The following is a 21,510-nucleotide window of genomic DNA, read 5'->3' as shown; positions in this document are numbered from 1 at the left end:
AAAAACACAGGGATATCGTTGGTGCAATGAATATTCGCTATGCACCTGTGGTTGACGGTCACAGTTAACCAGCCTAAGATGCTATATGCACTGTCTTAGGAGGGGCAATGAGATGCCCTCACCTTGAGGCTTGAACAAAACAGAAATGGACTGCGTTCGTACAAGCACTCAAGAATCCCACCCGTCAAACCGAAAGGTTCGGGCTTGCGGCTTTAGCCGTGGGAGTCTCAAATCTCCACACTTATTTACATTTTAGGTGATCTAGTTATCTTAAAAAACAGCGGGAAAGTGGTCGCTACTATCGTCAATGCCGGCGCTGCTTTCGTCATTTCTGTGGCCTATCTGACTGCCATGACTGACGGAGAAGCCATTGTTGCCGGTTTTGTCTTTGCCTTGGGAGTTGCATTGTTTGAAACCTTCTTCCACAATTGGCTGTTCAAGGATCAGGCAGGCAGTTCGCGCTCACCTTACTAATCCATATAATCATAAAAAAGAGTCATCCTCCCGATTCAGTCGAGATGATGACTCTTTTTTGTATTCCGATCATTTCCTTTGTCATCCTATGTTAAAGTGTGACATTTTGTTATTCTTACTTCTTAAGAAGCAAGGGCCTGACCTTTTTTCTGCATTTCGTACATTTCAGCGTATGCGCCGTTCAGGCTAAGCAAGCTCTCGTGTGTGCCCCGTTCTTTAATGACTCCCTGATCGAGCACCAGGATCTGATCCGCATGCTGAATCGTTGATAGACGGTGTGCAATGATGAAGGTCGTCCGTCCTTTTTTCAGTACATTCATAGCGTGCTGAATAATTTCTTCCGTTTCCGTATCGATGGAAGACGTTGCTTCATCGAGAATCAGGATTTTCGGATCGAAGGCAAGGGCGCGGGCAAAGGAAATCAGCTGACGCTGACCAGAGCTTAGTGTACTCCCCTTTTCGACAACGGGTTCGTCAATCCCTTTTTCAAATTTATCCAGCAGATCCTGTCCACCAACATCTAGAAGCGCCTGAATCGCGGTTTCTTTAGAGATACTCGGATTGTCCATCGTGATGTTGGAGTAGATCGTCCCAGTAAAGAGGAACGGATCCTGCAGGACAATGCCCATATCTTCTCGGACAGATTGTCTGGAAAACTCTTTTGTGTTCTGGCCATCGATCATAATTTCCCCGATCTGCGGATCATAGAATCTGAAGAGCAAGTTCATGATCGAACTTTTTCCTGAACCTGTATGACCGACTAGTGCGACGGTCTGGCCCGGTTCAGCTGTAAAGTGAATGTCTTTCAGAACATCTTTTTCTTCCGTGTAACCGAATGTCACGTGATTGAACGCAACGCGACCTTCTGTCACTTCCATCGATGCTTCCGGATTGTCTTCTGGTTTCATGTCCATCATTTCAAATACCCGGTCTCCAGCCGCAATCGCCTGCTGAACGAAGGCCATCTGCTGGATGATTCCTTTGATCGGCTCATACAGACGGCTGACAAGATCTCCAAAGAGATACAACATCCCCACAGAAATCCCTAGTGCCCCATTGATGTACTGAGTACTGAAATAGACCATAAGCAGCAATAGTGACAGTCGACGAAGGAAGTCGGCAAATGTCCACTGGAAGGCTGAGTCGAGAATGACATACTTTCGCATGACCTCGTACCACTTACCATTGATGTCTTCGAATTCGTCCTGGATGCGTTCTTCCTGCTCGAAAGCCTGGATAATCTGCATGCCTTGAATTGATTCATTCAGTTTCCCGTTGATGTCCGAGTTCAGGTCACGTTCTTTACGGTGGAAAACTCTGGCGTATTTTGTATAATATTTGTTCCATAAAAACATTATAGGAATTAGAACCAGAAGCGTCAGTGCCAGTCCCGTGTGGAAGAAGGCAATCGCTGCAAATGCTCCAATGACGTAGAATACGTTGATCAGGATCTGGCCGACTGTTGCGACGTAAAACTGCTGGCGCAGACTTTCTGTGTCGTTTGTTATATGTGCAACGATTTTTCCTGCCGGTAGATTATCGAAATAATTGATTGGCAGTTCCTGTACATGCGTGTACAACTGGTCTCTCAAAATTTTGATGATCCCGTTTGCCGCACGCATACGATAAATAGCCGAAATGTATCGGGTGATGACGGTCGAAACCATCAAGCCGAAATAAATGGCAATCAGTCGGATCAGCACATCTGTAAATTCTTCATTCCCTGCAGCTGCAGGGGTGATGACCTGGTCAATAATGCGCTGAGCAATGATTGGTGCACCCAAGTCGGTGACCATGGATAAGACGACCAGTCCGATTCCGATGGTAAAGTAAAGTTTGTAATATTTCATATAAGAAACTAACCGTTTAACTGTCTTCAATAGTCATCCCTCCTCTCGTATGGATCTGGTGATGACAGAGGTTCATTTTCTGTGATTTCTTTTATTTCCTGTTTTGTAAATTGATCATAGTACCAGCCGCGCTTGTCGATCAGCTCATCATGAGTGCCACGTTCCACAATCGTTCCGTTGTCCAGAACGATGATTTCGTCAGCCTCTTTAACTGCGGACAAGCGGTGAGTAGAAATGATTGTCGTCTTCCCTGCTCTGACCTGCTGAATATTATGAATGATGGTCTGTTCTGTCTTGGCATCCACAGCAGATAAGGAATCGTCCAGAATAAGAATGTCCGGATCTTTGATCAGCGCACGTGCAATGGAGATTCTCTGTTTCTGACCTCCAGAGATCGAGACGCCTTTCTCACCGATCATGGTGTCCAGTCCCCTATTCATATTTTTCAGGTCTTCTTCAAAGGAAGCCATGCGGATACTTACCAAGATATCCTCGTCAGTGGCCTCTTTTTTACCGAAGGCAATGTTGTCTCTTACGGATCGGCTGAACAGGACGTGATCCTGTGGCACATATCCGATCAGTCGTCTTAATGATGGATCGTTATATTCTGAGTATGCCGAACTGCCCATATTGAACGTTCCCGAACCAAGCGGAAACTGATTGAGCAGTTGTCTGATGAGAGTCGTTTTTCCTGATCCAGTCTTTCCGACGATTCCTAGTGTCTTGCCTTTCTTTAAGTCCAATCTGATCTTATCCAGATTGATTGTTTCGCTTGAACTGTATCTGAAGGTGAACTCGTCAAATTCAAAATCATCGACTTGTTCCGCTTCGATCGTTCCTTTGAAATTCAGTTCATCTGTTGCATATCTGATTTCATCGACACGTCTCATGGACGCAGTTCCCTGACGCAGAATGAGTACCAGTTCGGATACCGAAATAATCGGCCAGATCATCATCCCAAGATACATCTGGAATGCGACGATATCTCCTAAACTGAGCGTCCCCTGCGCTACGAGAATTGCCCCATAACTCAAGGCGATCATGATGCTAAGTCCTTCAAAAGCCTTGACAGTCGGTGCAAATATAGCTGCAATTTCGGATACTTTGTTGTTCTTCTTGAGCAGTCCGCTTGTCTGTTCCTTGAACTTGTCTATAAAATCGGCTTCTTTGATATAGGCACGAATTACGCGCATGCCGTCGATCATCTCGAGTACGTCATCGTTGACAGAAGAGAATGATTTCTGTGCAATTTCATAGGCTTCATCAACTTGAGCTCCTTTGACCTTTATGACATAAGCCATCGGAAGCATCGGAATAACTGCTGCAAAAGTCAGCCCCCAGTGTACGGTCAGGCCCATCATGATCACCAATGTAGCTGTAAAGCCGGTCGCACTCATCAGAACGAGCATACCGTAACCTGCCGTATCTGCCAACGCTCGTATATCCTGTGTCCCACGAGCCATTAGGTCTCCTGTACGGAATTTTTCAAAATACGGTGCTCGCATTCTTAAGAAATGGCGCATCAGTTTACTGCGCATCTCCTTCTGTAATTTATAAGCACCGGCGAACAACCCATAGCCCCATAGAAAATCAAGACCATAGGTGATTATGACCACGCCTGCGAACTGAAGGCTATACGTTCTGAGCACAGCGGCATTCATCTCGCCGGTGACGATCGCATCAATAAATCGTCCAATGATAAATGGAATAATGACAGCAAATATATTGGAGATGGCCAGAGCGATAAAGGAGCCGAGGTATTGCCATTTGTTTTCTTTAAAATAAAATTTCAGTTTTACCAGTACGTCGAACATCTTTTCTTTCCTTTCTTTCCAAAAAAATAGACAGTCCATCCCCTTAAGAGAATAGACTGTCCGAATAGTTTTCTGGTTGATTACACGAAAAAAAACAAGGGATTCATTCTATTATGAAATAAGGAGGCGTCAGCCGACCCGTCACAGGATCCAGCTGTGTGCAAAAAGTAGTTTTTATTTTATCGTTTAGGTTTACTGATGTTTTCATCTTGCACGTCCTCCTCTCTTGTTTTATTAAAACTCTCTCATCGCTAACAACTATACACTGAAACGTTTCCATTTACAACACCAATATGACTATTTTAGCAAAAAAATTAAATAAAGAAGCTGGTGCTTAAGAACAGGCTTCATATCAGCTATTCTCAAGCAGCAGCTTCTAAATACTTTCATCGAAAATGACCTTTGACACACTAGATGTGCTGTCATTTACGTTTATTCCTCAATTCTTCGGTACATGTCGATCATTTCTTCAGCGAGGTCTCGGTAAGTCATAGCATTCATTAATGTATCCTGTGCGTGTACCATCAGCAGGTTCAATTCTACAGAATTTCCCGCTGCTTCCTGTGTCAGCAGATCAGTCTGAACTCGATGGGCTTCAGTAATGGATGAATCTGCTCCTTTCAGCTTCTCCTGTGCTAGATCAAACTGACTGTTCTTAGCGGCATGGATTGCTTCCATCGAACTGCTTCTGGCATCTCCCCCATGCATGATTAGTGCCATGATCACTTCCATTAACTCTCTGTTTTCTTCACTCATGACTGCTCCCTCCCAGGTCATTCTGGATCGTTAATCCATCAGTTCCAGCGCGCGGTCAAGAACTTTTTCTCCATTCATCATACCGTAATCCTGCATGTTGATGACATCTATGGCAATGCCCTGTTCATTAGCCTTTTCCTCAAATTTACCTTTCATGTAACGGACTTGGGGCCCAAGCATCATGACGTCAATAGCTTGAGTTTCCATCTTGGAATCAGCTTCATTTGCAGACACAGCAAAAATCTCCACTTCCAGACCTCTGTCTTCCGCGGATTTCTGCATTTTAGATACCAGCATGCTTGTACTCATTCCAGCAGCACATACCAGCATAATTTCTTTTTTTGCCATTCCGTTTCCTCCTAATATTCTTATTAATTTTTTCTATCTATTTTTCATATTTCCTTACTTCAATCATACACCTCTGAAAAAATCTTGTCCACTTTCCCCCTCTTGAAAGAGGGATATTCCTTTATTGACTGCCTAATTAAAGGATGATTGAGTGAGTGAGTGAGTGTGACTTCTAATATATCTTTTTGAAAGGGGATTAGTTTACTGAGTCTTTCGCTTCTGAACTGCATTACTGACAACTGATAATGTAGTTCAGAAGCTCATGACTTCCTCGAACTTTACTCTCTGTATTACTAGTGCAGTTCATGTCGTTTCTTGACTAATTAACTTAACTTTAATACTCGGATAGTTAAGTTCACCAGCTGGTTTAATGTTGAACTACATTCTTCATATTTCGAGTATTATTTTTCCATACTAGACTTTACCCACATCATAAAAGTACGTCTAGTCAGAAAAGACACCCAGAGGCAAGTTCTCCTGCCTCAAGGTGTCTTCATCACTGTTCTGTTTAATTAAATCGTGATCCCAGCTGACCCGGTTCTGTCATATCAGAGTTGCTTTAGCTATAATGATTAGACTCTCTTAGTTTCTTATTTCATCCAGAACAGCATGCACCTGTCTGGTCAGCGTCCACCAGTCGTTAACTCGGTTTCTGCTGCTTTCACTGTCATAGTCGGACATCACTTCTGCAAAAGCCAGTGCTTCCCACATCAAAGGATTTTCAGACGGCTCGTCAAGCTGGATCGAGCTTGTTTCCCTAGTTCGTGCATCGACCACTTCAGCTGAAGCAAGGCCGGTGATAGCATCCAGAACTAACGTGTCATCCGCAGTATAGACTTCAGACTGCTGCATTGATGTATTGATTTTTCCGTAATTCAAGGTCACATCAAATCCATCATATCTCAAAATAGCTGTTCCTTTTCCGTCAACACCTGTTCTGATCGGTTGGGAAAACGCTTCGACGGATTTAGGCTGACCGAACCATTTGAGTGCCGCATAGATGACATAGATTCCCAGATCATTGGCTGCTCCACCAGCAAACTTAGGTGAAAAAATTGCCGGTTCTTCCCCGTTGAGTACCTGATCATAGCGGGATGAATATTTGCTGTAGGTCAATGAAGCACCGTATATATCGGCTTTATTTTTGATCAGCTCTGTCACTTTAAGAAAATTCGGTTCAAATATATGTCTGGCTGCTTCAACCACCAGCTTTTTCTGCTGTCTGGACAAAGCTGTCAACTCTTCCCACTGCTCTACAGACGTAACGACTGGCTTCTCAACAATGGCATGCTTGTTATGCATAAGCACAGCTTTTGCCTGGCCGAAGTGCAGACTGTTTGGTGATGCAATATAAATCACATCAACATCAGGATCACTTAAGAATGCTTCGAAATCAGAGTAGGCTTTTTTTGCTTTATGGGCTTTTCTGAAATCATCAGCTTTGTCCTGAGTACGAGAATAGACTGCTTCTAACGTGTATTTCTCACTTTTCACTGCTGCCTCGATAAACTGTTCAGTGATTCCGCTCGTTCCTATCGTTCCTAATCTTAACTTATCCATGTATCATCGAACTCCTTCTAATTAAGTGCTCTGTTCCCCTCCAGTATACCACGAGTGGGTCAGACATACCTTCTATTGAAGTGTAACCACAACGATTTCCGGACGATTGTTGATTCTAAATGGAAACGATGAATTCCCTAGACCTCTTGAAATAATCAGTCGTCTGGATCTGTGTTCTTCTGAGCTGAAAATGCCATAGTCGTATTTCGGGAAAAATCCTTGTCCGGGTGCATAAACCCCACCTAAGTAAGGAATTCGGGCTTGCCCTGAATGGGTATGTCCACTCAGTACTAGAGCGGGTGCTTTAGTCTGGTCGTACATATACTGCTCGAAATGCTCCGGTCTGTGTGCCAGAAGTACTTTAGGAAGTCGCTCCATTTCAGGCGTCAGTTCGATGGATTTAAGCATCGGTTTGGGCAGATTGATCTGATCCTCACGTTCAGCCAGTCCCATGATGACCAATTTCTCTTCCTCATCGACGGTCACCACTTCCGCTTCGTCCAGAAGAAGATGAACACCTGCTGCTGACAAAATCGATGTAAATTCAGAAAATGACCCACTTGCAATATCATGATTTCCAGTAACTGCATATGTAGGGGCAATATTCGTACACAATTCGGCAAAGCGTCTAAGGGGAGTATCAGCCAGACTGGACAATCCTGCCTGTACAAGGTCCCCGGTAAGGACGATAAAATCCGGTTCTGCTTCCTCAGTTTTCTGAATAATTGTTTCGATATAGCTTTTATTTGAACGTGGGGTCAGATGCAGATCGGTTAAATGAACGATTCTCTTTCCCTTCATCTGTTCATCAAGTTTAGGTACTGTCACTGAGTACTGTGTTGTTTCGATCAGATAGTTCTGAGTATATAAGTAAATAACTAGTGCAATGATTAAAGCCAGTAATATCCACACCATGATTCGTTCCTCCTGCTACTGTTTGCTGTCGTTATAAAAATACTAGCTATATTGTATCATATAATGCATCTTGAAAGCGTTATTTATTTTTCTATGATAAACTATTAGTAATAAAAGTGAGAATTCAAGGAGGGATTATGTTGGAAAACGATCCGACTTTGCACCAGGATCAGCAGAATCAGGCAGACTATTTTCTGAAAACTAAAGCGACTCAGAGTGGTAATGAATTTATAAAACGTGACCCTGTTTCTGACGACCGGGGGCTCTCTGAAGAAGAAAAGGCACAGATGACCAGACCGGAAGATTTCGAAAAGTTCAATCTGGACGATCTGGACCAATTGAATGATTCAAACGATTAAATAAAAAACTTAAGGAGTGGAAATATGCCGAATATGGACGAAAACCAGCAGAACAAAGCTTATCCGTTTGCCGATCATCCAAGAGACAAAAATGAATTCATCAATGCTGATGAAACTATAGATGATTCGCCGGATAATAAAAGTGAGGCGGATAAGGCTCAAGACACGACCGAAGAAGATTTTGAATCGTTCGATGTCGATAAGGTTGATGACCTCGAACGCTCTAAGAATGAACAGAACAAAGACTGACTTGTTTTAGACCTACTGTAATAATGAGACTTAACACTTACACTATTAGAGAAACACCTCCGAACCCAGATGCTTTCGGGAGCTCGGAGGTGTTTTCTGTTGTATGAATCATGCTTAACTGACGTATGAAATTGGATATTCGACAATCACTTAACAGGATAAGATTTGTAAATGGGTCAAATATCCGTTTATGGTCTATTCGAGAGCTATTTCTTTTGACGAATGGGTCAAATATCCGTTTATGGTACATTCGACCAAAAAGTATCTCTAAATACGGATACTATTCTGCTGGCTACCTGTGGGATTTGCATGAAATACTTGGTTGGGCATCTGAAATTGAAGGAAGTTACTGAATCAATGCCTCATATTTCCGACTTATGAGGCATTGACGAGGTTTAGCGTAAGTCCAATCTCTCATAAACTAAAGATATGAAGGATTCGCACCCATTCTGCTGTGACGAATGCCTCATATCCACAAGTTATGAGGCGTTCGCCATAAATTAAGAGACTGCATTCACTTTTAAGGCATACAAAATAAGCTGGGCCACTTTCCTTAACAAAGGAAAATACCCAGCTTTAGTCGGCCTTTATTTAATTTTTATAGTAACGTAAGTTTTCGAATGAAATGGAACGGATGACCTTTCGTTCAGCAATGTCTTCTTCCATAAGTGAGACACTAGCTGCGTTCATTTCGAACAAGTCGTCCCATCCCATATGGTATCTGCTCAAAATGGTATCTAATGGACAATCCAATTCTCCGTCCGCATTTTCGATCAGTTCATTTTCTCTAATGAGCAGTTCCTTCGATTCGGTCGGCGTGTCTATTACATAAATAAAGCGTCTTTTCAATTGGTTCATCTCATCCCAACTCTCTGTTTAGAACCTAGTAATCAGCAGGTTAGCTATTAAGCTGCTTCCGACTTAACATACACTGATTATACAAGAGAAGTGAATAAATGTCTGTGTCTAAATTAAGTCAATACCATGCATTATTTTAGCCATATTTATGCCATATTTGCGACATATAATCCGTTTTATGATGCGATATGCATGCACAAAACTATTCAGTTAATCTTTTTGTAATGCATAAATCAGACCGAAAAGCTGGATCGTTATGATGGGCATTAAAGCAACAAGAGCGATCATTCCAAAACCGTCGACAAGGACTGATGCATGAGGCATACCTTCAGCCGCTCCTTGTATGAAAGCCAGGATAAAGGTACCTGTCATGGGACCTGAAGCTACTCCTCCAGCGTCAAAAGCCATCGTCACTAAGGTACCTGGAACAAAGAAACTTAATATGATAGCCAGTGCGTATCCCGGCAGAAGAATATGCCACAATTCCAGATTGTAACTGACTACTCTTATACCTGCAATTAGTGTCGCAGACCCTACGCCTAGAGCTAGTGCTGACAAGACGAATGCCGGTTTCAAAGCCCCTGCAGTTACTCGTTCGATCTGCGCCGTCAGAACACTGACGGCGGGTTCAGCTAGAATTGTAACCATGCCCAGTCCAAACGACAGGATAAAGAACCATATGAAACGTTCTGACTGAATCAGTTCATACCCAATGATGCTTCCTATAGACATGAATCCAAAATTGACCCCTGTCAGAAACAGGATCAGTCCAATGATGACATAGACCATTCCTATAAATATGCGGTTGACTCTTTTTCTAGGCAGTCGGAGAAATGTGATCTGATAAATGAAAAACAGGATGGCGATCGGAAGGATAGATATTAGCACGTCTCCCGCCTGATCAGTTCCTATTGATGTGAACGCAGAAAGCATAGACTGGTCGAAGCCGAACTGGATAGGCAAGTCTCCCGTCAGTGACTCAGTCGGGTTGATCAGGTTGGAAATCATGACGGCTAGAATAGCTCCGACCGAGGCAATGGCTACTAATCCAAAACTGTCTTCTCCTGACCGGACACTGTTCTTTTTAAGAGAAGAAATCCCGACCGATAGTGCAAGCAGAAATGGAACTGTGATTGAACCTGTTGTCGCACCAGACGCATCAAAGGCTACCGAAAGAAATTCACTGGACGTGAAAAAAGACAGGATCAAAATAAGAACGTATGCCGAAACAATGATTTTAAAGAAAGATAAGCTATATACAATTCTCAAAAGCCCTACGACTACCATAATTGCAATACCTATCGAAACGGTCAGGATCAGTTGAAAGCTGTCGATCGTTCCACTTGTGACAATACTGATCTGATTTCCTAGTACTGTCAAACTAGGTTCAGCTGCCGATATTATAAAACCGATCAGAAAACCCACAGTGACCAGGACATAGATTCGGTTGGATTTCGCTACTCCTTTTCCTATGTATTCTCCAATAGGCGTTATAGCAATATCAACACCGACTAGAAACAGACTAAGGCCGATTACGATAGCTAGAGTGCCAAGAAAAAAGGCGATTAATAGACTTGAAGAAAACGGCACAAGGAAAAAATGAATCATCAGAACAAAGAGAAAGATAGGGGCAACTGAACGTGTGACTTCAAGCATTTTTTCAATTAGTATAGGCATGTCAGATTATTCCCCTTTCCTTTAATTTAAATGACTCCTATCGTTTCACTTAGATCCGCTACAAATAGAATACCGGAGTTTGGTTTTTCCAGTCCTAAAACCTTATTGATTTCTGTAGTAATAGCCTTGGTCTGATCTTTGGATGAAATGATCAGTACCATATCTTTTTCAGGCTCAATTTCCATATTGAATACTTTCTTTGTCTCGTACCCTCCTGCGCCATGTGCCTGAATCACTGTACCGCCCTGGGCACCTGCTGCCTGAGCAGCCTCCATTACTATTTCAGATTGACCTTCTTTTGTAATTACAACAATCGCCTGAAACATATTATCCGGCTCCTTCGTATCTATTCCTTCATTTTTTCCCTGATTCCATTCCTGGTCAAAACCTTGACTGTCAGCTGGATCGATTTGTTCAGATTGATTAGCCCCCTGTTGTTTGACAAGGCCCATTGCACCTGCAAGTGGGAGTCTGAAGCAGATCCCTTTATTTTTTCTTGTCATCCCCATAGTGTCAGCTATATGCATCATTGCTGTCTGAGCTGTCGATTCGTCAGAGATAAATACAGCTATTTCTTTTCGGACTTTATCCAGACCCAGTTTATTCAATACTCTGCCTTGTACTGTTCCTTCACCTCTGATGACCGTTCCACCGTTAACTCCTTCTTTGGCTGCCATTTTAAGACAGGTATCTCCTTGCCCTCTTTTTACAATGCAGCCTACTAATTCTACTTGCATAGTTGTTCACCTCATTTTTTAAGCTACTCTTCCAGTATAACCATTTTCGTAAGTATCTTCCACTTTATCAGATTGATTCATTAATAATGACATGACCAATGCATTTACTTTTAATAAATATTACTTTTATAACAAAAAACACGACCACCGGTTTTCCCATAAGGAACTATCGATGGTCGTGTCCTCTATTCAATTACGGCCTAATGACTTTAATGAGTCATCCACCCTATATTGTCTAGTTAATCTTATAAGTCTGGTGATGACTGGTCAGTTGAGTCAACTGTCGGTTCAACTGATGGATATCCTGATTTATTGCTTTCTTTTTCAATTTTCTGATCAGCACGTTCAAGCTGCTTTCTGGCAAAGTCGCGTCCACCAAGTCCAAATGACAAGGCAAAGGCTACTGCAAGTCCACCAATAATGGACATGAATGCAAAGTTTACGATGCTTGAAGCAAAGTTCAGCTGATCAAGTGCCATGAATACTGCAAAAACGATCAGAATATATTTAAGCATAACGCCTGCAAATGGGCTGCCTGTTGCTTTCTTGATTCCTGAAGCCAGCCATTGTCCTCCAACGAATGCCAGTCCAATGATGATAGCTGCAAACAGTACATTAGGCAGATAAGCAATTACTGCGCCAACGATAATGTTCAGCATTTCAAGATTCAGAACATTAAGTGCTTCTACCAGGAAGAACAGACCGATCAGTACAGCAACAACTTGTCCGACCAAATGAGCCAGATCAATGTCCATATTGACTGATTTTCTTAAATATGAAGAATATTTGTTAAAACCAGTTCCTCTCAATAGATCGGTAACGATATCTCCAATAAATTTAGCTAAAGCCATACCAATTGCAAGTAGAACTACTGCGACTAATATATTTGGAATAGCTTGAAGAATCGTATTGAGTACATCACTCACCGGCTGAGCAATCGTATCGATATTAAGAACATCCAGTGCAACCAGAATGATTGGTACTAAGATCAGGAAGTAAACGATATTAGCCAATACTGATGCAATCGTTCCCTTGCTGTCTTCAACATCTGATGTAGCCGTCTCAGAACCTGAGAGTTTATTCAAGAACCGGTCAAGATTGGCAGCAACTGCAAGATTATACACCAGATTCTTGACGAATTTGGCTGCATAGAAACCTAATACGAGAATAACAATAGCTGAGATGATATTAGGTAGGAATGCAAATGCCTTATCAAGCATATTCTGAATCGGCTGACCAATTGCTTCAAGTCCGAATGTGGAGAAGATACCTGGAAGGAAGAATACCCATACCAGGAAGTACCCTACTTTACCTAAGGCATTGACCATCGAATGTCCCTGGTTCTCGTTATTAGCTGCACCCCAGTCCTGTAATTTTGATGCAAGACCTGTTGCCTTCAGCCCTTTAATGATTACTTTCTTCACTAGAGTAGCGACGACCCAGGCTACTAGAATAAGTAGTAACCCCATTAACAAACGAGGAAGAAAATCGATGAACGTGTTCAGTCCTCGCTGAAACGAATTTCCGACATTATCCATATTATCAAACTCCTTTTCTTTTTTTTATTGAACACTTTCAGTATAACCAAGGTATTAAGAAAGAACAAATAATATGCACTGTACTAACCTTGACGGCTTCTTCTGATAATTCCATACAAAAAAGCTGTTTCCCTCTTCTGGAGGAGAACAGCTTTCTATTCATTCAGATCCTGTCTGTCGTTATTCTGAGATTCCCGCAGCTTTCTTATTCTTCAATGTACATATACTGCGACGGTTTCTGATCAAAGTAAAATACACCAACGCCGCCTATGCCTAAATGGGCAGCCAGTACCGCTCCGATATCAAAAATCTGTGTGGTAACATCCGGAAGTTCTTCCTGTACCATTTTTTCGAGTCGCTTTGCGCTTTCAATGTCATTGACGTGACTGATCGTGACCAGCTGATCGGTAAAGCTGTCTATCCCTTTTTTCACATCTTTTATCATCCGCTTGTATATTCGGTCCTGACCTCTGACCAGTTTCTTCAGGTAAATGCCCGTTTCATTTACAGATAGGTACGGCTTGATATTCAGTGCATCTCCGGCATATCCAGCTGCTTTCGGCAGACGCCCACCTTTGACGAGCCATTTTAGATTATTCAAGGTAAAGTGATACTTGATGTGTTCTGTATTTTCTATGGTCTGGCTGACAATGGTTTCGAAATCTTCATTCTTCTTGGCCATTTCCATTGCCTGAAGAGCCAGCAGAGCCCCTCCGCCAGAGCCGCCCTTGGAATCGATCACAGCAATGTTCATATTCGGGTATTTTTCCAGATATGCTTCCGCAGTTGTCTGTGCAACTTGATAGGTCCCGGAAAACTGACTGTAGATAGTTATGTAGATGACATCTTCGCCCCTCTCTCGGCAGGCATCAAGGGTATCGATCACAGTCTTGGGAGAAACCTGAGACGTTTTAGGAAGAATACCTTCTTTCATGTAGCCGTGAACGTCTTCCAGAGACAGTTCCACCTGGTCCAGATAATCCCTTTCATTAATAATGACGCTTAGTGGCAGAAAGTCATAGTCATATGTTTTTTTCATATAATTGTTCTGGTCGATGCCAGAATCGATCAGTATTCTAATCATGCGCTTTCCTCTTTTCTAATATAAATTAGTCAGTAAGGATCTCAGTAATTTCTTCTTCAGTCAGAGAATCCGTATAGTACCTGTTCCAGACCTCATGAAGATGACTGCTTGAAAAGCCGCCGTATATCGCTGTCAGCTGCTTTTTCCATTTCAGCAGCAGATCATATGTTTTTTCAGAATGATTGGATGTCTCCTCTTCTCCATCAGCAGACTGATTTCTCAAGTCAGTCAACTTATCAGCTGGTTCTTCTCCCTGAGTATCGGACGGGATAGTTTGAAAGACATCCTCTTCTGGCCTACCTTCATTTATGGCGTCTATCAGCTCAGTCGGAATAATGACGATAGAGCTGTCGTCTGCCGTTACTGCAAAAAAGAAGCCTTTCTTTATAAGTGGCGCGAAACCTTTCAGACTTTCACTGTCTTTTACAGGCAGTACGTTCTGATTGCTTTCGGGAATGATGGATAAAACCTCATCCAGAATTTCCTGATAAAGTGTCTGAGCCTGATGGAGAATATGCGGCATCAGCGCTTCAGCGACTTTTATTTTCTTCCAGCTTTTGGGTAGAGTCAGACCGTGACTGTCAGCGATCTGCATCATATGGCTTTTAGTATAGCCCATCAGCAGATTGATCATCCTGTAGTCTCCGGAATACTCTTTTAAACTATCGATTGTCGGTTCAGTCATCGTGTTCATCCTTTTAATTAGTTTTGACGGGTCCGTGGTCCCTAAGCTTCGATCCATTCGACATGAAGTATTTCAATTTCATAATGCTCTTCTACATCTTTCAGAGCTGCTTCGATCTGCTGCCGACAAAGCTGACGGTTGCTTCCGACTACGCCGAAGCCTAGCACAGCCTTATTGTGGAGGTCCCACTCGTCAACTTCTGCAGTTGTCAGATGATGCCTGTTTCTAATGCGATGCACGACACTTTTCACCGTGCTGCGCTTGTCTTTCAAGGAGTATGAATCGTAAATCAGAATGGTCAGTTCAACACCCATTAGAATCATTTCAGTTCCTCCTCGTAGTATCTCGTTAAATCGTAGCATGCTTTCGATCCTCGTGCAATAATTGCCTGAATAATATGCAGCTATCTGAACATATATTAGAATAATCAGTCAATTAGGGACATTGTATTGCTTTTCACTTGTATATTCGTTATCTTAGTACTTATGTAAAAGACACGAAAATGGTCATTAGGAGTTTTATAAATATGAAGACACTGAATTTGTTTGACTGGTCTAAAATAGCTTATGTAGCGAGAGGACTGTTGGTCGGTGTAATCGTCGGTATTGTCGTCAGTCTGTTCCGTGTATCCATTGAAACGATGCTGACAATCATGCGTGATGTGTATGCCTTTGCGGGAAATAATCCAATATGGATTGTACCCTTGATTGTTGGTATTGCCATTATAGCATTTATTATTGCAATAATGATCAGAGACGAACCGGACATTAAAGGGTCGGGAATCCAGGATATTGAAGGACAGCTTCACGGAGTACTGAAGCTGAACTGGCTGTCTATCCTCTGGCGTAAGTTTGTTGGAGGCGTGCTGTCCATCGGTTCAGGACTTGCTTTAGGCCGTGAGGGCCCTTCCATTTAGCTCGGAGGAGCGGTCGGTCAAGGAGTCAATCACTACCTTAAAGGAAACAAGTCTCAACAGAATATTCTTATTTCTGCTGGGGCAAGCGCCGGCTTATCCGCTGCCTTCAATGCCCCAGTATCCGGCATCATGTTCATACTGGAAGAAGTTCACCATAAATTTTCAGGTGTTCTTCTCCTGACTGCTTTTTCTGCATCAATTACAGCTAACTTCGTTGCCTATACGATTTTCGGTGTGCAGCCTGCGCTGGATCTCGGGTCACTTCTTCAGTTCCCTCTGGAGCATTATGCCCACTTGGTAATCATGGGGATAATTGTAGCAGTCATGGGGTGGGCTTATCAGGAAGTCCTGATGTATATGCCTAACCTTTATAAAAAAATACCGATTCCGCCTTATCTGTATGGCTTTCTTCCGTTTATTCTAGTTATACCGATCGGAATCTTTCTTCCTGAAATGCTTGGTGGAGGAACAGGTATTATCTCACTGATCAGTTCCGGGCGCATAAGCACGCTCCTGCTGGTAGGTATTTTCCTGTTTCGTTTCGGTTATTCTCACATCTCATACGGATCAGGTCTGCCAGGTGGAATCTTCATCCCAGTACTCAGCTTAGGAGCTTTACTGGGAGCTATTTACGGAAACGGTGCTATATGGATTACAGGAATCGAAGACATCTTTATCAGAAGCTTCATTGTCTATGCCATGGGCGGCCTCCTTACTGCCGTGACTAAAGCCCCTCTTACAGCAGTTATGCTGATCACTGAGATGACGGGGACAGTAACGCATCTGATGCCTCTTGCGGTTGTCTGTCTGACAGCGTATGTTGTCGCTGACTTTCTTGGCTCTGATCCGGTTTATGAAGAGTTGCTTCAGAAGAAAATACATCAGATTCCTAAAGTCTTTGAAGGAGAAGTCATTGAATTTGAAGTATCCGTTGAACCGGACAGTGATCTGGATGGCATGATGGCCCGATACTTAAGACTTCCTTACGGATCGAAACTGGTTAAGGTCAGAAGACACAATAACGAGTTCATTCCGCACCAGGATACGGTATTCTGGTCAGGAGACGAGCTATTTTTCACAGCAGACAGCGGCTTTGTATCTGAAGTCAAAAAACAGCTGGATAAATTAAACTAAACTAGCTTCAAAGGAGTTCCAAATGAAACGCTTGAAATTTATCGACTGGTCAAAAATCAGTTATGTCCTGAAAGGGATTCTGGTGGGCGCAGTCGCAGGTGCTGTTGTCAGTGCTTTTAGAATGGCCATTTATACTACATTAAACTTCATGCCGGGTATCTATTCTTATTTAAGGAACAACCCTCTATGGATCATTGGCTGGTCTCTTGTTGTCCTTTTTATAGGCTTTCTCGTTATATTGATGGGCAGAGATGATCCGGATATTCAAGGGAATGGGATCGCTGAACTCAAAGGGCAACTCCTCGGAACACTGAAACTGAACTGGGTTTCTATTCTCTGGCGTAAATTTGCAGCGAGTACCCTAGTCCTTGGACTTGGTATTCCTGTCGGTCGAGAAGGTCCATCCATACAGATCGGAGGAGTCGTTGGACAGGGAATCAACTCGTTTCTGAAAGGAAACAAGTCTCAGGAGGATATACTTATTTCTAGTGGTGCAGCAGCCGGCCTGTCTGCGGCCTTCAATGCGCCACTGTCCGGTTTGGTTATCATTCTTGAAGAGGTGCACCACAGATTTTCCGGTATTCTTATTCTCACAGTGTTTTCCGCATCCGTTACTGCTAATTTTCTGGCCTTCCATATTTTTGGGTCCCAACCGGCACTTGCATTGGGTCGAATTACGGAGTTTCCTCTGGAGCACTATCTTTACCTCGTTCTATTAGGTGTTCTGCTAGCTCTAGCAGGCTGGCTGTTTCATAAAGTTCTGTTCATTATGCCGAAGATTTATGCCAGCTTACCTATTCCAGTTTATCTATATGGCTTTATCCCATTCATTCTGGTTATTCCTACCGGCTTGTTCTGGCAGGATATGCTTGGTGGAGGAACGGGTATCATTACTGATATTGCTTCTGTTCGAACGTCCACAATGCTTCTCTTAGCAATCCTTTTATTCAGATTCATCGGCTTTCAGATTGCCTATGGATCTGGTATTCCAGGCGGCATGCTTATTCCAATGCTGACTATCGGTGCAGTACTTGGTGGCATCTTCGGAAACCTTGCTCTTAAAGGTACGGGAATGGAAGATGAATTCATCCGTAACTTTGTCATTTTTGCAATGGGTGGCTTTTTCACAGCGATTTCAAAAGCTCCTCTGACAGCTATTGTCCTGCTGACAGAAATCACGGGATCAATCACACAGATGATGCCAATTGCTGTCGTCTGTCTTACTGCCTATATTATTGCAGATATCCTAGGTCTTGAACCCGTTGACGAAATTACTCTATATAATAAGACCAACCGAGTTCCCACTGTTTTTGAAGGCAAACTCATTTATATGGATGTCTTTGTTGAACCAAACAGTTACCTGGATGGCATGCAGATGAGTCAGCTTACTCTTCCTTATAATGCCAAGTGCGTGAGAATCAAGCGGCACCGCAACGAATTCATGCCGCACCGTGATACTGTCCTTCTCCCTGGCGATGAACTTCAGATTGCCTGTGATCAAGGATTCCTCAGACAGGTCAAGAAATATATAGATAAGCTGAACTGAACAATTATATAATGGCCCTTATCCGTTCATACATTGCTTGACTGGATAAGGCCTTTTTTCTACTATCAAATTAAAAAATATATGGTAAAATGATTCTCGTACACAAAATTTCAATCGACCGTTAAGGTAAAGGAGATTATTATGCAATACATATGGATGGCAATTAAAGGATTATTTATCGGGATTTCAAATGTTATTCCTGGAGTTTCTGGAGGGACTATGGCTGTTTCTTTCGGTATCTATGACGATGTGATTCATGCGTTCACTCATTTCAGAAAAGAACTGAAGCCCAGCTTGAGGATACTCGTACCGCTGGTTATCGGTGCACTGGCCGGCGTGGCCGGATTCTCTATCGTCATCGAATGGCTTCTGAGCAGTTACACTTTATACACAGCATTCGCATTCGTCGGGCTTATTTTAGGTGGCCTTCCGATCTTAAGAAATTCTTTCTACAAAAGTCTCGAATCTGAGAAGAAAACAATTGGTCCACTTCACTTTATTCTGTTCATTATCTTTTTCCTGATTGTTACCTGGATGGGAGTAGCTGAAGTGGCCGGGGGCGGCGTACAGAGCGTCAGTCTCGGAATCGGTCCACTGATCTCTTTGTTCTTCGTCGGCCTCATATCAGCTGCAGCCATGGTCATTCCTGGAGTGAGCGGGTCTCTGCTCATGCTGATCATTGGGTACTACTATGCCGTTATCAATACAATCAACGGGTTTACGGAAGCACTGGTCGACAGGAACTTTGAAGCACTTGTCCCATTCACTATCCTGTTAATTGCTTATGCTTTAGGCATGATAGCTGGTATCGTTCTGATCAGTAAAGTAATCGACTACTTCTTCAAGACGCAGCCCGGCTTCACTTATGCTTCGATTCTTGGACTTGTAATAGCCTCACCTGTTGCAGTAGTGGCTAATACAAATGCATTGGATGACCTGACTGGATCAGGAGCATTCTTTAGACTTGTTGTAGCCTTGGCTCTCGCTGGTGCTTGTTATGCCCTAACTTATGCCCTAGGTAAAACTAAAGACTCAACAGAAGAACTTCCTGAAGAATCCAAGCCTATTTCAGATCAGTAAATAAATACACAAAAAACTTCTATCTCAAGTCTGCTTAATTAGCGTAGACTTAGATAGAAGTTTTTTTATAGCTAGTCGTCTTCTGGACTGTCCTCGTCTTCTTCATTCTGAAGTTCTTCGATCAATGCTTCCATCTCTGCGATTTCTTCTACCTGGGCTTCTATTATTTCATCTGCCAGCTGCTGAACGCGTTCATCTTCAAGATTCGCTCGCTCACTGGTCAGGATAGCAATGGAGTGATGTGGAATCATGGCTCTCATCCAGGATACTTCATTAACAGTCGTCTGGCTACGTACTAAAAACAGCATGAGTCCGAAAACGACAACTGAACCTGTCAGTATAATACTGTTCAACTTTTTATTCTTATACATTTTCCACATGAACAGCATCATGACAATCGTCATCACTGCGCCCATCATAATTGCCATATAAACACGTGTCTCACTGAAATACACATGTGAGCGTTCATATGTGTTAAGATACATGAGTCCATACATGATGAGGGTTGAAGTAAGAATCATTAATCCAAAGCGTATATAATTTTTCATTGTGACACTATCCTCTCTTGTTTTTAGCTTGCTTCAGGCTGGTAAACGTCTCGTCATCGTAAGCGACCAGGTAGACTGTTTCAACTGAGTAACTGTCTGTTTCGCAAGATCTGATCGTATCGACCGCAATCTCGGCTGCTTCTTCCTTAGGGTACCCGTAGATTCCTGTACTTATTGCAGGAAAAGCTATGGTTTTCAGGTCATACTCTTCTGCCAGTCTCATACTGTTCTGGTAGCAAGACTTCAGCTTGTCAGCTTCTCCACTGGATCCGTCATTATAGACCGGGCCAACGGCATGGATCACATAACGGGCCGGCAGATTAAAGCCTTCTGTAATTTTCGCTTCCCCTGTATCAGCGCCATTCAGTTTTCTGCAGGCTTCTTTAAGCTTAGGTCCTGCAGCCCGGTGAATCGCCCCGTCCACTCCTCCTCCACCTAAAAGAGATTTGTTAGCCGCATTGACGATTGCATCAACTTTCATCTCTGTAATATCTTCTTTGACTACCTCTATCTTCATTTCTACTCTCTCCTTTTTTTTCTGCAATCTTATAATGCATTGATGTACTTAAATGGTAAAACGACTGATCCTAATTCGCAAATAAAACGAATTCTAAACCGTACCTGACTGACTCTATTTTGAATCCATGGAGTAACTTGAGACATGCTATACTTTCTAGTATATATTATAAATTTCCAGAAGGAGACAACTATGGAAGTTAAACAGTATTTATTATGAATAAATGAAACAAATCTTTGTCGATGTGTTTTCAGCTGAACCCTGGAATGACAAATGGGTAGACGACGCACAGGTGGATAGCTATCTGAAGGACCTTACCGATTACGGCAATACCCTCTCTTTCGTCTTGGTGGATGAATCAGATGCAGTTATTGGAGGAGCACTCGGTTATGTGACAAACTGGTGGGAGGGCCGCGAGTATTACATCAAGGAATTCTTTGTCAAGGAATCCGAGCAGAAACAAGGACTGGGCAGTTTTTTTATGAAAGAGTTATCTGTTCATCTTAAGACTCTTGAAATCGACTATATTACTCTGGTCACTGATTATTCCGTGCCGGCTTTCTCATTCTACAAGAAAAACGGATTTAAGGAATCGACTGAAACGGCGTTTATGGTCAGACGGATTCCTGACTGATTCTTGAGGTCAGACTCCAGTGGGTAAATCATTTAGTCACCTTGGATCCGCTTCTAAATCAGTAGTATAAAAGAGCATGTCTCTCCTGTCACAGGTAACTTACCTGAATACAGAGAAACATGCTCTTATGTTGTTTTTATCAGTTTTCCGAGCGAGAAAACCCACGGTTTCAATCGTGGGATGATAGCTCGGCAGGGATGAGGGTTCGCTTTGGCGAACTCGAAAGCCCTG

22 protein-coding genes and 1 pseudogene are annotated in these 21,510 nt (G+C 42.8%); 8 read left to right on the top strand and 15 right to left on the bottom strand.

Annotation, left to right across the window (positions count from 1 at the left end; all coding sequences use genetic code 11):
- The first annotated feature begins 231 nt into the window (after positions 1 to 231).
- Positions 232 to 474, top strand: a complete 243-nt coding sequence (locus BLR76_RS07895) for a DUF2512 family protein (protein WP_091267711.1) — start codon at positions 232 to 234, stop codon at positions 472 to 474.
- 122 nt (positions 475 to 596) lie between these two features.
- Here the strand turns inward: BLR76_RS07895 and BLR76_RS07890 are convergent, their stop codons facing one another.
- From BLR76_RS07890 to BLR76_RS07865, 6 genes are all read right to left on the bottom strand, one after another.
- Positions 597 to 2,324, bottom strand: coding sequence for an ABC transporter ATP-binding protein (locus BLR76_RS07890; protein WP_091267714.1), 1,728 nt, complete (start codon positions 2,322 to 2,324; stop codon positions 597 to 599).
- Between the two features lie 26 nt (positions 2,325 to 2,350).
- A complete protein-coding gene (locus BLR76_RS07885) occupies positions 2,351 to 4,138 on the bottom strand; it encodes an ABC transporter ATP-binding protein (protein WP_091267709.1) in 1,788 nt (595 codons plus the stop codon).
- A gap of 432 nt (positions 4,139 to 4,570) precedes the next feature.
- The gene (locus BLR76_RS07880) at positions 4,571 to 4,894 is read right to left on the bottom strand and encodes a PTS lactose/cellobiose transporter subunit IIA (protein ID WP_091267706.1); all 324 of its coding nucleotides are present in this window, start codon (positions 4,892 to 4,894) and stop codon (positions 4,571 to 4,573) included.
- A gap of 30 nt (positions 4,895 to 4,924) precedes the next feature.
- The gene (locus BLR76_RS07875; RefSeq protein ID WP_091267704.1) at positions 4,925 to 5,242 is read right to left on the bottom strand and encodes a PTS sugar transporter subunit IIB; all 318 of its coding nucleotides are present in this window, start codon (positions 5,240 to 5,242) and stop codon (positions 4,925 to 4,927) included.
- 582 nt (positions 5,243 to 5,824) lie between these two features.
- A complete protein-coding gene (locus BLR76_RS07870; protein WP_091267701.1) occupies positions 5,825 to 6,802 on the bottom strand; it encodes a Gfo/Idh/MocA family protein in 978 nt (325 codons plus the stop codon).
- Between the two features lie 72 nt (positions 6,803 to 6,874).
- On the bottom strand, positions 6,875 to 7,717 hold the full coding sequence (locus BLR76_RS07865) for a metallophosphoesterase (protein WP_091267700.1): 843 nt from the start codon (positions 7,715 to 7,717) through the stop codon (positions 6,875 to 6,877).
- A gap of 137 nt (positions 7,718 to 7,854) precedes the next feature.
- Between BLR76_RS07865 and BLR76_RS07860 the strand changes: the two genes are divergently transcribed.
- Both BLR76_RS07860 and BLR76_RS07855 read left to right on the top strand, forming a co-directional pair.
- The gene (locus BLR76_RS07860; protein WP_091267697.1) at positions 7,855 to 8,076 is read left to right on the top strand and encodes a hypothetical protein; all 222 of its coding nucleotides are present in this window, start codon (positions 7,855 to 7,857) and stop codon (positions 8,074 to 8,076) included.
- Between the two features lie 24 nt (positions 8,077 to 8,100).
- Complete coding sequence (locus BLR76_RS07855; protein ID WP_091267694.1) at positions 8,101 to 8,325, top strand: hypothetical protein; 225 nt, start codon at positions 8,101 to 8,103, stop codon at positions 8,323 to 8,325.
- 591 nt (positions 8,326 to 8,916) lie between these two features.
- Here BLR76_RS07855 and BLR76_RS07850 read toward each other — a convergent pair.
- The 7 genes from BLR76_RS07850 to BLR76_RS07820 all read right to left on the bottom strand — a co-directional run bounded on the left by BLR76_RS07850 (position 8,917) and on the right by BLR76_RS07820 (position 15,227).
- Positions 8,917 to 9,183, bottom strand: coding sequence for a hypothetical protein (locus tag BLR76_RS07850; protein ID WP_143009216.1), 267 nt, complete (start codon positions 9,181 to 9,183; stop codon positions 8,917 to 8,919).
- A gap of 210 nt (positions 9,184 to 9,393) precedes the next feature.
- Positions 9,394 to 10,860 (bottom strand): DUF1538 domain-containing protein, encoded by a 1,467-nt coding sequence (locus BLR76_RS07845; RefSeq protein WP_091267690.1) that lies wholly within the window; start codon positions 10,858 to 10,860, stop codon positions 9,394 to 9,396.
- 26 nt (positions 10,861 to 10,886) lie between these two features.
- On the bottom strand, positions 10,887 to 11,597 hold the full coding sequence (locus BLR76_RS07840) for a P-II family nitrogen regulator (RefSeq protein ID WP_091267688.1): 711 nt from the start codon (positions 11,595 to 11,597) through the stop codon (positions 10,887 to 10,889).
- A 245-nt stretch (positions 11,598 to 11,842) separates the two neighbouring features.
- A complete protein-coding gene (locus tag BLR76_RS07835; protein WP_091267685.1) occupies positions 11,843 to 13,135 on the bottom strand; it encodes a mechanosensitive ion channel in 1,293 nt (430 codons plus the stop codon).
- 205 nt (positions 13,136 to 13,340) lie between these two features.
- Positions 13,341 to 14,219, bottom strand: a complete 879-nt coding sequence (locus BLR76_RS07830) for a DegV family protein (protein ID WP_091267684.1) — start codon at positions 14,217 to 14,219, stop codon at positions 13,341 to 13,343.
- Between the two features lie 25 nt (positions 14,220 to 14,244).
- The gene (locus BLR76_RS07825; RefSeq protein WP_091267682.1) at positions 14,245 to 14,904 is read right to left on the bottom strand and encodes a hypothetical protein; all 660 of its coding nucleotides are present in this window, start codon (positions 14,902 to 14,904) and stop codon (positions 14,245 to 14,247) included.
- A gap of 41 nt (positions 14,905 to 14,945) precedes the next feature.
- Positions 14,946 to 15,227, bottom strand: coding sequence for a DUF503 domain-containing protein (locus BLR76_RS07820; protein WP_176759650.1), 282 nt, complete (start codon positions 15,225 to 15,227; stop codon positions 14,946 to 14,948).
- Positions 15,228 to 15,406: 179 nt separating this feature from the next.
- On the opposite strand from BLR76_RS07820, the pseudogene BLR76_RS12245 reads away from it, so the two are divergent.
- From BLR76_RS12245 to BLR76_RS07800, 4 genes and pseudogenes are all read left to right on the top strand, one after another.
- Positions 15,407 to 16,639, top strand: a pseudogene (locus BLR76_RS12245) (ClC family H(+)/Cl(-) exchange transporter); the annotation flags it as partial.
- A gap of 42 nt (positions 16,640 to 16,681) precedes the next feature.
- Positions 16,682 to 16,954, top strand: coding sequence for a TrkA C-terminal domain-containing protein (locus tag BLR76_RS12370; protein ID WP_281241341.1), 273 nt, complete (start codon positions 16,682 to 16,684; stop codon positions 16,952 to 16,954).
- Between the two features lie 22 nt (positions 16,955 to 16,976).
- On the top strand, positions 16,977 to 18,500 hold the full coding sequence (locus BLR76_RS07805; RefSeq protein ID WP_091267672.1) for a ClC family H(+)/Cl(-) exchange transporter: 1,524 nt from the start codon (positions 16,977 to 16,979) through the stop codon (positions 18,498 to 18,500).
- Positions 18,501 to 18,641: 141 nt separating this feature from the next.
- A complete protein-coding gene (locus BLR76_RS07800; protein WP_091267669.1) occupies positions 18,642 to 19,580 on the top strand; it encodes a DUF368 domain-containing protein in 939 nt (312 codons plus the stop codon).
- Between the two features lie 71 nt (positions 19,581 to 19,651).
- Here BLR76_RS07800 and BLR76_RS07795 read toward each other — a convergent pair whose 3' ends face one another.
- Both BLR76_RS07795 and BLR76_RS07790 read right to left on the bottom strand, forming a co-directional pair.
- Entirely contained in the window at positions 19,652 to 20,128 is a 477-nt protein-coding gene (locus BLR76_RS07795) for a DUF305 domain-containing protein (RefSeq protein ID WP_091267666.1), read from the bottom strand.
- A gap of 7 nt (positions 20,129 to 20,135) precedes the next feature.
- The gene (locus BLR76_RS07790) at positions 20,136 to 20,645 is read right to left on the bottom strand and encodes an O-acetyl-ADP-ribose deacetylase (RefSeq protein ID WP_091267663.1); all 510 of its coding nucleotides are present in this window, start codon (positions 20,643 to 20,645) and stop codon (positions 20,136 to 20,138) included.
- A gap of 223 nt (positions 20,646 to 20,868) precedes the next feature.
- Between BLR76_RS07790 and BLR76_RS07785 the strand changes: the two genes are divergently transcribed.
- A complete protein-coding gene (locus BLR76_RS07785) occupies positions 20,869 to 21,279 on the top strand; it encodes a GNAT family N-acetyltransferase (RefSeq protein ID WP_091267660.1) in 411 nt (136 codons plus the stop codon).
- Positions 21,280 to 21,510 lie beyond the last annotated feature (231 nt).

The sequence above is a fragment of the Alkalibacterium thalassium genome (assembly GCF_900101165.1).
Lineage (GTDB): Bacteria > Bacillota > Bacilli > Lactobacillales > Carnobacteriaceae_A > Alkalibacterium > Alkalibacterium indicireducens.
The sequence above is the reverse complement of the archived record's forward strand: the minus strand, read 5'-3'. Positions and strand labels throughout refer to the sequence as shown.

Coding starts and splice junctions, on each gene's coding strand:
- BLR76_RS07890 (WP_091267714.1), bottom strand. CDS start 2,324: ATGAAATATTACAAACTTTACTTTACCATCGGAATCGGACTGGTCGTC.
- BLR76_RS07885 (WP_091267709.1), bottom strand. CDS start 4,138: ATGTTCGACGTACTGGTAAAACTGAAATTTTATTTTAAAGAAAACAAA.
- BLR76_RS07880 (WP_091267706.1), bottom strand. CDS start 4,894: ATGAGTGAAGAAAACAGAGAGTTAATGGAAGTGATCATGGCACTAATC.
- BLR76_RS07875 (WP_091267704.1), bottom strand. CDS start 5,242: ATGGCAAAAAAAGAAATTATGCTGGTATGTGCTGCTGGAATGAGTACA.
- BLR76_RS07870 (WP_091267701.1), bottom strand. CDS start 6,802: ATGGATAAGTTAAGATTAGGAACGATAGGAACGAGCGGAATCACTGAA.
- BLR76_RS07865 (WP_091267700.1), bottom strand. CDS start 7,717: ATGGTGTGGATATTACTGGCTTTAATCATTGCACTAGTTATTTACTTA.
- BLR76_RS07860 (WP_091267697.1), top strand. CDS start 7,855: ATGTTGGAAAACGATCCGACTTTGCACCAGGATCAGCAGAATCAGGCA.
- BLR76_RS07855 (WP_091267694.1), top strand. CDS start 8,101: ATGCCGAATATGGACGAAAACCAGCAGAACAAAGCTTATCCGTTTGCC.
- BLR76_RS07850 (WP_143009216.1), bottom strand. CDS start 9,183: ATGAACCAATTGAAAAGACGCTTTATTTATGTAATAGACACGCCGACC.
- BLR76_RS07845 (WP_091267690.1), bottom strand. CDS start 10,860: ATGCCTATACTAATTGAAAAAATGCTTGAAGTCACACGTTCAGTTGCC.
- BLR76_RS07840 (WP_091267688.1), bottom strand. CDS start 11,597: ATGCAAGTAGAATTAGTAGGCTGCATTGTAAAAAGAGGGCAAGGAGAT.
- BLR76_RS07835 (WP_091267685.1), bottom strand. CDS start 13,135: ATGGATAATGTCGGAAATTCGTTTCAGCGAGGACTGAACACGTTCATC.
- BLR76_RS07830 (WP_091267684.1), bottom strand. CDS start 14,219: ATGATTAGAATACTGATCGATTCTGGCATCGACCAGAACAATTATATG.
- BLR76_RS07825 (WP_091267682.1), bottom strand. CDS start 14,904: ATGACTGAACCGACAATCGATAGTTTAAAAGAGTATTCCGGAGACTAC.
- BLR76_RS07820 (WP_176759650.1), bottom strand. CDS start 15,227: ATGATTCTAATGGGTGTTGAACTGACCATTCTGATTTACGATTCATAC.
- BLR76_RS07805 (WP_091267672.1), top strand. CDS start 16,977: ATGAAACGCTTGAAATTTATCGACTGGTCAAAAATCAGTTATGTCCTG.
- BLR76_RS07800 (WP_091267669.1), top strand. CDS start 18,642: ATGCAATACATATGGATGGCAATTAAAGGATTATTTATCGGGATTTCA.
- BLR76_RS07795 (WP_091267666.1), bottom strand. CDS start 20,128: ATGAAAAATTATATACGCTTTGGATTAATGATTCTTACTTCAACCCTC.
- BLR76_RS07790 (WP_091267663.1), bottom strand. CDS start 20,645: ATGAAGATAGAGGTAGTCAAAGAAGATATTACAGAGATGAAAGTTGAT.
- BLR76_RS07785 (WP_091267660.1), top strand. CDS start 20,869: ATGAAACAAATCTTTGTCGATGTGTTTTCAGCTGAACCCTGGAATGAC.